Here is a 6,244-nt window from a genome sequence, read left to right as displayed (position 1 = left end):
CCCCCGGCGCCCAGCCGCCCCGCCCCGGCATGACGGTCCTCGTCCGCGACGGCCGGATCGAGCTGGCCGGCCGGACCGCGGAGGTCCCGGAGCCCCCGGACGCCCGCGTGGTGGACCTCGACGGCAAGTACGTCATCCCGGGCCTGATCGCGGTGCAGGTGTCCGGCAACGGCGCCGGAGCGGACGGCCCGTCAGGAGAGGCTGCGGCGCGGCTGTCCGCAGTGACGACCCTCGCCCGACCCGGCAGCCCGCCCGTCGACGGCTCGCCCGCCCTGTGGCCGGGATCCGTCGAAGCGCGCGACGAGGCGGCGGCCCGCCGGGCGGTGCGCAGGGCCGCGGCCGGCGGCGCGGCCTTCGTAGGCGTGCACCCGCGGTTGTCCCGGGCGGCGTATCGCGCCCTGGCCGAGGAGGCCCGCATCCTCCGCATCCCGTACGGGGGCCACTGCCCGGACGCGGTGCCGCTCGCGGAGGCGTCCGACGCCGGGCAGCGGATCGTCGAGCACCTCTACGCGCTCCTGCTGGCCACGTCCACCCGGGACGAGGAGATCCGGCACGGCCTCGCGGGCACAGGCTCCGGGACCGCCGTGGATTCCGCACGCCGCAACACCCACCCCGGCCGGTACCGCGACTGGCTCCGGCGGATCCGGCGCCTGGAGTGGACGGCCGTCCGGTCCTACTACCCCGACCGCGCGGACCGCCTCTTCGACCACCTTGCCGCCAACGGCACCTGGGTCGCCCCGTCCCTCACTGCGCACCGCTCCTTGGAGGAATGGGAAACCGACTCCCCCTGCCTCCGGGGGATCCGCGCCCACCGCCTCCACCTGGTCGCGGAGCTGCACCGCCGCGGAGTGCCGGTCCTCGCCGGCAGTACGCACGCGGACGGCCTCCACGAGGAGATGGAGCAGCTGGCCGGGGCGGGCCTCGGCGCCGCGGAGGCGCTCCGTGCGGCCACGTCCGGGCCCGCACGGGCCCTGGGCCTCGCGGACGAGATCGGCACGGTCGAGCCGGGCCGGGCGGCGGACCTCGTCGTCCTGGACGCGGATCCGCTGCGCGACATCACGGCCGTCCGCCGGATCGCCGCGGTGGTCGTACGAGGCAGGCTGATCACAAGGTGAGCGGTAGAGGGAAAGCAGGCGAGGCCCGAGGGGCGGGCTAGGCCGAGGGCTCGCCGAGGCCCGCCATGATGATCCGGCCGATGCGCGAGTCCGGGGCCGTCGCGGCGTCCCCCTTCGCATCGGTGGAGTTCACCGAGTACACCAGCGACCGCGTCCCGTCCTGCGTGGCCCCGAAGCCGCTGAGGTACCCGTAACGGCTCCCGGACTTGCCCCAGTAGACCGGGCCGCCCTTGACGAGCTGGATGCGCGTGAGGCCGCTGGAGTACGCAGCCGGCCTCGAGCTCCCGTACGTGGGCACCTCGGGCACGGTGAACATCAGCTTCAGCTCCTGCTGCGGCACGACACGCCCGGCGAAGAGGGCGGAGGTGAAGCGCTCCAGGTCGGCCGTCGTCGTGATGAGGTCGCCGGAGGCCCACGTCTCGGACTGGTCCCACTCGGTCGTGTCGACGAGCCGGGTGCCGCCGCCCGCGCCCTCGATCGCCTCGTAGCCGTGCGTGTGGCGGCCCTTGATGCGGGGGTCCGCCCCGGGGCTGTAGGTGTCCTTGAGCCCGGCGCGGTCGATCACCCGCGTCCGCAGCTCCTGCTCGTACGTCCGGCCCGTGACCTTCTCGATCAGCAGCCCCAGCACGTTGTAGCCGATGTTGGAGTAGTGCTGCCGGGTTCCGGGGGTGAACTCCATGGGCTTGCCGAAGCCCGCCTGGACGAGCGCGCGGTGGTCCCAGGTGGTGTAGCGGCCCTTGTCCCAGCCGGGGCTCTTCGGCGCCTCGCGGGTGTCCCCTCCCGGCAGGCCGCTCGTGTAGTCGAGCAGCTGCCGGACCTTGACGTCCGGGTAGTGGGCGGGCAGCAGGCCGGGCAGGTAGTGCTGCACCGTGCCGTCGAGGTCCAGCTTCCCCTCGTGGACGAGCTGGAGCGCGACGGCCGCCGTGAACGTCTTGGTGATGCTGCCCGCGCGGAAGCGCTCGTCGCCCTTGACCGGCCGGTGCGTCCGCAGGTCGGCCCGGCCCGCCGCCCCGCTCCAGCGCAGGTCCTCGCCCTTGTAACGGACCTGCGCGGCGGTGGCGTCGGCGGCCGGCAGCCCGTCGATCGCCTTCCGGAGCGCCGCGGCCTTGGCGAGCGCGGCCGTATGGGCGGATGTGGAGGCTGCGGAAGCTGTGGATGCTGCGGAAGCTGCGGCACCGGTGTCACGCGTGATGCCGGGGCCACTGGTGGCGGCTGCCGCGGCGGGCCCGGCCGCGGTCACTCCCGCGGCGACGACGGTCGCGGCGAGGACGGCAATTCGGTTACGGCGCATACGGCGCAAGACGGTTTCCCCCTGAGGACTGCTGCATCGCTGCAGCCGGATCTCTACGACGGAGTCCATCCTCGTGAGCGGCGCAGGCCGGCGGATCGCCGGAGCGAGGGGTATCCGGTGCCGTCCGCCTCCGTCGCACGAGGGAGGGAAAGGGAGAGAGGAAGGGCGTGCGCGGTCACCCGCCGGGAGCGATCAGCCCGCTCTCGTACGCGCAGATCACCGCCTGGATCCGGTCCCGCAGCCCGAGCTTCGACAGCACGTTGCTGACGTGGGTCTTCACCGTGTGCTCGCTGACCACCAGCTCCGCCGCGATCTCCGCGTTCGACAGCCCGCGCCCGAGGAGGACCAGCGTCTCGCGCTCACGCGCGGTCAGCGCCCCCAGCTCCGGCCCGGCCGTGACGACCTGCCCGCGGCTCGTGAAGTCCGCGACCAGGCGGCGAGCCACGGACGGCGCGAGCAAGGAGTCGCCAGCGACGACGACCCGCACCGCATGCACGAGGTCGTCGCGCCGCACGTCCTTGAGCAGGAACCCGCTGGCCCCCGCGTGCAACGCCTCGTAGACGTAGTCGTCCTGGTCGAAGGTGGTGAGCATGACGGCCCGGCAGCCGGTCTCCGCGCAGATCCTGCGGGCCGCCTCGATGCCGTCCATGCGCGGCATGCGGATGTCGAGGAGGACGACGTCGGGCGCGTGCCGCCGCACGGCCGCCACGGCCTCGGCCCCGTCACCGGCCTCCGCCACGACCTCGATGTCCGGCTGGGCGGACAGGATCATCGCGAAGCCGCTGCGCACCAGCTCCTGGTCGTCCGCCACCACCACACGGATCGTCACGCCGCCCCCACCTCCGCAGGCGAGGAGATCACGACGGGCAGCTCCAGGCAAACGCGGAAGCCGCGGCCGTCCGGACCGGGCCCGGCCGAGGCCGTGCCGCCGTGCGCGGCGGCCCGTTCCCGGATGCCGATCAGGCCCCTTCCGCTGCCCGCGCCACCCGGCTTGAGGACGCCGGTGCCGTCGTCCGTCACGGTGACGGCCAGCAGGCCCTGCCTCTGCCTCTGTCCCTGCCTCTGTCCCTGCTCCTGCCCCTGTCCTCCCTGCTTCCAGGCGAGGCGTACGGACACCGAGCGTGCGTCGGAGTGCTTCAGGACGTTCGTCAGCGCCTCCTGGACCACGCGGTAGACGGTGACCTGCGCGTCGGCGGCGAGCGGCTGAGGCTTCCCTTCCGTCAGCAGGACCACGGACAGCCCCGCCCGCCGGACCTCCCCGACCAGGGAGTCCAGACCGTCCAGGGTCGGCTGCGGAGCCAGCTCCCTCAGGCCGCCCGGATCCCCCGGGCCCCTTGGGTCCCTCGGGCCTCCCGGCTCCTCCTTCAGCACGCCGAGCATGCGCCGCAGCTGCACCATCGCGTCCCGCCCGGCCCCGGCGATCGCGTCGAACGCCGCCTCCGCCCGGTCGGGATCCGACCGTACGACCAAGGGCCCGGCCTCCGCCTGCACCACCATCAGGCTGACAGCGTGCGACAGGATGTCGTGCATCTCCCGGGCGATCCGCGCCCGTTCCCGCTCGGCGGCCCGCTCGGCCTCCACGACCCGCGCCCGCTCCAGCTCCGCGGCGCGCGCCTCGACCGCCTCGGTGTACGCCTGCCGGGTACGCGCCAGCACGCCGAGCGCGTACACCATGGAGAAGAGGAAGAAGGCGAAGAGATACTCGCGGGCCGTATTGGTCCGCAGGGCCACCGCGACGGCCACGACCGGCAGCCCGATCCCGACCGTCACCCGCCGCTGCCGCACCCCCGCCTGCGCGGCCACCGTGAAGATGGCCACCAGCGGGCTGTACGGCATCGGCTGCCCCGGCCCGTCCATGGGCAGATACGCCAACCCGGCCACGGTGATCGCCAGCAGGCACGTCAGGGGCGCCCGGCCGCGCCACAGGAGCGGCAGCACGGACAGCGTGGTCATCCCGTAGAACGCCCAGGTGGCGGGCGGCACGTCCGCCGAGCGGGGCACGACGAAGGGGATGGTCACGGCGGCCTGCACCACGGCCGTGATCAGGGCGTCCACGGCCCAGGGGCTACGGACCCGGATACGGAAGCGGAGGCGGGAGCGGAGGCGGGAGCGGAGGCCGGGGCAGGACTTCATCAGGTCCAGGGTTTCATCCGGCGGCTGGACGAACGAGCGCGAGCTCGTACTCCTTGGCCTCGGGGTCGCCCTGCATGGGGATGGTCGTGCCGGTGGGCTCGAAGCCGGCCTTCCGGTAGACCGCCATGGCACGGGCGTTGTCCTCGTGCACAAAGAGGCGTATGCGCTCGACGCGCGGCCGGGACAGGGCCCAGGACCACTCGACGGCGGCGTCGAAGAGCGCCTGGATGAGGCCTGCCCCGCGCCGCTCGGGCCGGACGAAGACCCCGACGATGTGCGTCTGCGGCACGGACGGAGCGCCGCCGAAGACGGCACCCTCCTCCGCCTCCGGGTCCTCGACGAGGACGGTGACCGTACCGTCCCACGTGCCGTCGGGCGCCTCCGCCACGAACGTGGTGACGCGGCACGCCTCGGAGCTCGCCCGCGCCCGCTCCTGCCAATAACTGTCGGGCTGCACGACGGCGTTGTCGTAGGTGTCGAGAAAAGCGATGGGCGCCACGGGGTCCAAAAGCGCTGTCAGGCGCAGTTCCTTGGACTTCTCCCAATCGCCCGCCTGCACAGGCCTGATGATGTGCTCCATCCTTTGATCGTCACCCCGGACGGACGACACGAGCAATGTGTTTTCGCTCTCTGGCGGACGGGCAGAGGGGTGCGCATGACGGATGAACAGGCGGGTGGGACAGCCGTGGTCGCGGTGGTCATGGGAGCGGACGAACTACCGGTCGTCATGCCGCCCGATCTCCGCGCGGGGCTGGGCACGTTGACGGGACGTGAGGTCCGCGTGATCCCGGTGGGCGATGGGCCCGGGCTCCTCACGGGCCCGGCCGGCCTGGGCGACGTGGACATCCTCGTCACGGGGTGGGGGTGCCCGCCGCTGACGAAGGCCGTCCTCGAGACTGCACCGCAGCTGAGGGCCGTCATCCACGCAGCAGGCTCGGTGAAGCAGCTGGTGACCGAGGCGGTGTGGGAACGGCGGATCGCCGTCTCCTCGGCGGCGGAGGCCAATGCGGGACCGGTCGCCGACTTCACCCTGGCGGTCATCGGGCTCGCGGCGAAGGGAGCCTTGCCGGCGGCCGCCGCATACGCCGACGGCGGCCACTGGCCGGCCTTCCGCGACCGTCAGGGCGCCGACGGCCGGACCGTCGGTGTCCTCGGTGCTTCCCGCATCGGCCGACGGGTGATCGCAGGCCTACGGGCTTCCGCGGCCGGATACCGGGTGCTGCTCCACGACCCGTATGTGACGGACGAGGAAGCCGCACGGCTGGGGACGGAACGGGTGGACCGCCTGGCCGACCTCTGCCGCGCCTCCGGCATCGTGACGGTCCACGCTCCCGGGACACCGGACACGTACCGCTTGCTGGACGCGGAACACCTGGCCCTCATCCCGGACGGCGGCACGGTCATCAACACGGCACGGGGGTCCATCGTCGACACCGAAAGCCTGGAACGGGAGTGCAGGTCGGGTCGGTTGAACGCCTGGCTCGACGTCACGGACCCCGAGCCGCTGGAAGAGGGGCACGCGCTGTTCCGGCTGCCGAACGTGCTGGTGACGCCCCATATCGCCGGCGCTCAGGGAAGTGAGGGGAGACGGCTCGGGACGTATGCGGTGGAGGAGGCCGGGCGGTGGGTACGGGGAGAGCCGCTGCTGGGGGCGGTGGAGAGGGAGAGCCTGCGGCGCTCGGCGTAAAGCGATTCCGGTGTTTCT

General features: G+C 73.1%; 6 protein-coding genes. 2 read left to right on the top strand and 4 right to left on the bottom strand.

Annotation, left to right across the window (positions count from 1 at the left end; genetic code table 11):
* Window positions 1-1,115, top strand: a 1,115-nt coding sequence (locus V7793_RS31385; protein WP_336013000.1) for an amidohydrolase family protein, incomplete at its 5' end; no start/stop codon positions are given.
* Window positions 1,116-1,152: 37 nt separating this feature from the next.
* On the opposite strand, the gene V7793_RS31380 is transcribed toward V7793_RS31385, so the two are convergent.
* The 4 genes from V7793_RS31380 to V7793_RS31365 form a co-directional block, all read right to left on the bottom strand.
* Window positions 1,153-2,406: a serine hydrolase domain-containing protein gene (locus V7793_RS31380; RefSeq protein ID WP_336012998.1), complete on the bottom strand. Its 1,254-nt coding sequence runs from the start codon at window positions 2,404-2,406 to the stop codon at window positions 1,153-1,155.
* 175 nt (window positions 2,407-2,581) lie between these two features.
* Window positions 2,582-3,235: a response regulator transcription factor gene (locus V7793_RS31375; RefSeq protein WP_336012995.1), complete on the bottom strand. Its 654-nt coding sequence runs from the start codon at window positions 3,233-3,235 to the stop codon at window positions 2,582-2,584.
* Window positions 3,232-4,539, bottom strand: a complete 1,308-nt coding sequence (locus V7793_RS31370) for a sensor histidine kinase (RefSeq protein ID WP_336012993.1) — start codon at window positions 4,537-4,539, stop codon at window positions 3,232-3,234. The genes V7793_RS31375 and V7793_RS31370 overlap by 4 nt, the downstream gene beginning before the upstream one ends.
* Window positions 4,540-4,552: 13 nt before the next feature.
* On the bottom strand, window positions 4,553-5,119 hold the full coding sequence (locus V7793_RS31365; protein WP_336012991.1) for a GNAT family N-acetyltransferase: 567 nt from the start codon (window positions 5,117-5,119) through the stop codon (window positions 4,553-4,555).
* A 75-nt stretch (window positions 5,120-5,194) separates the two neighbouring features.
* Between V7793_RS31365 and V7793_RS31360 the strand changes: the two genes are divergently transcribed.
* A complete protein-coding gene (locus V7793_RS31360) occupies window positions 5,195-6,226 on the top strand; it encodes a hydroxyacid dehydrogenase (RefSeq protein WP_336012989.1) in 1,032 nt (343 codons plus the stop codon).
* The last annotated feature ends 18 nt before the right edge of the window (window positions 6,227-6,244 follow it).

It is taken from the genome of Streptomyces sp. KLMMK, assembly GCF_036961605.1.
GTDB lineage: Bacteria > Actinomycetota > Actinomycetes > Streptomycetales > Streptomycetaceae > Streptomyces > Streptomyces telluris.
Note: the sequence above shows the minus strand (reverse complement) of the source record. Positions and strands in the feature narration are given on the sequence as shown.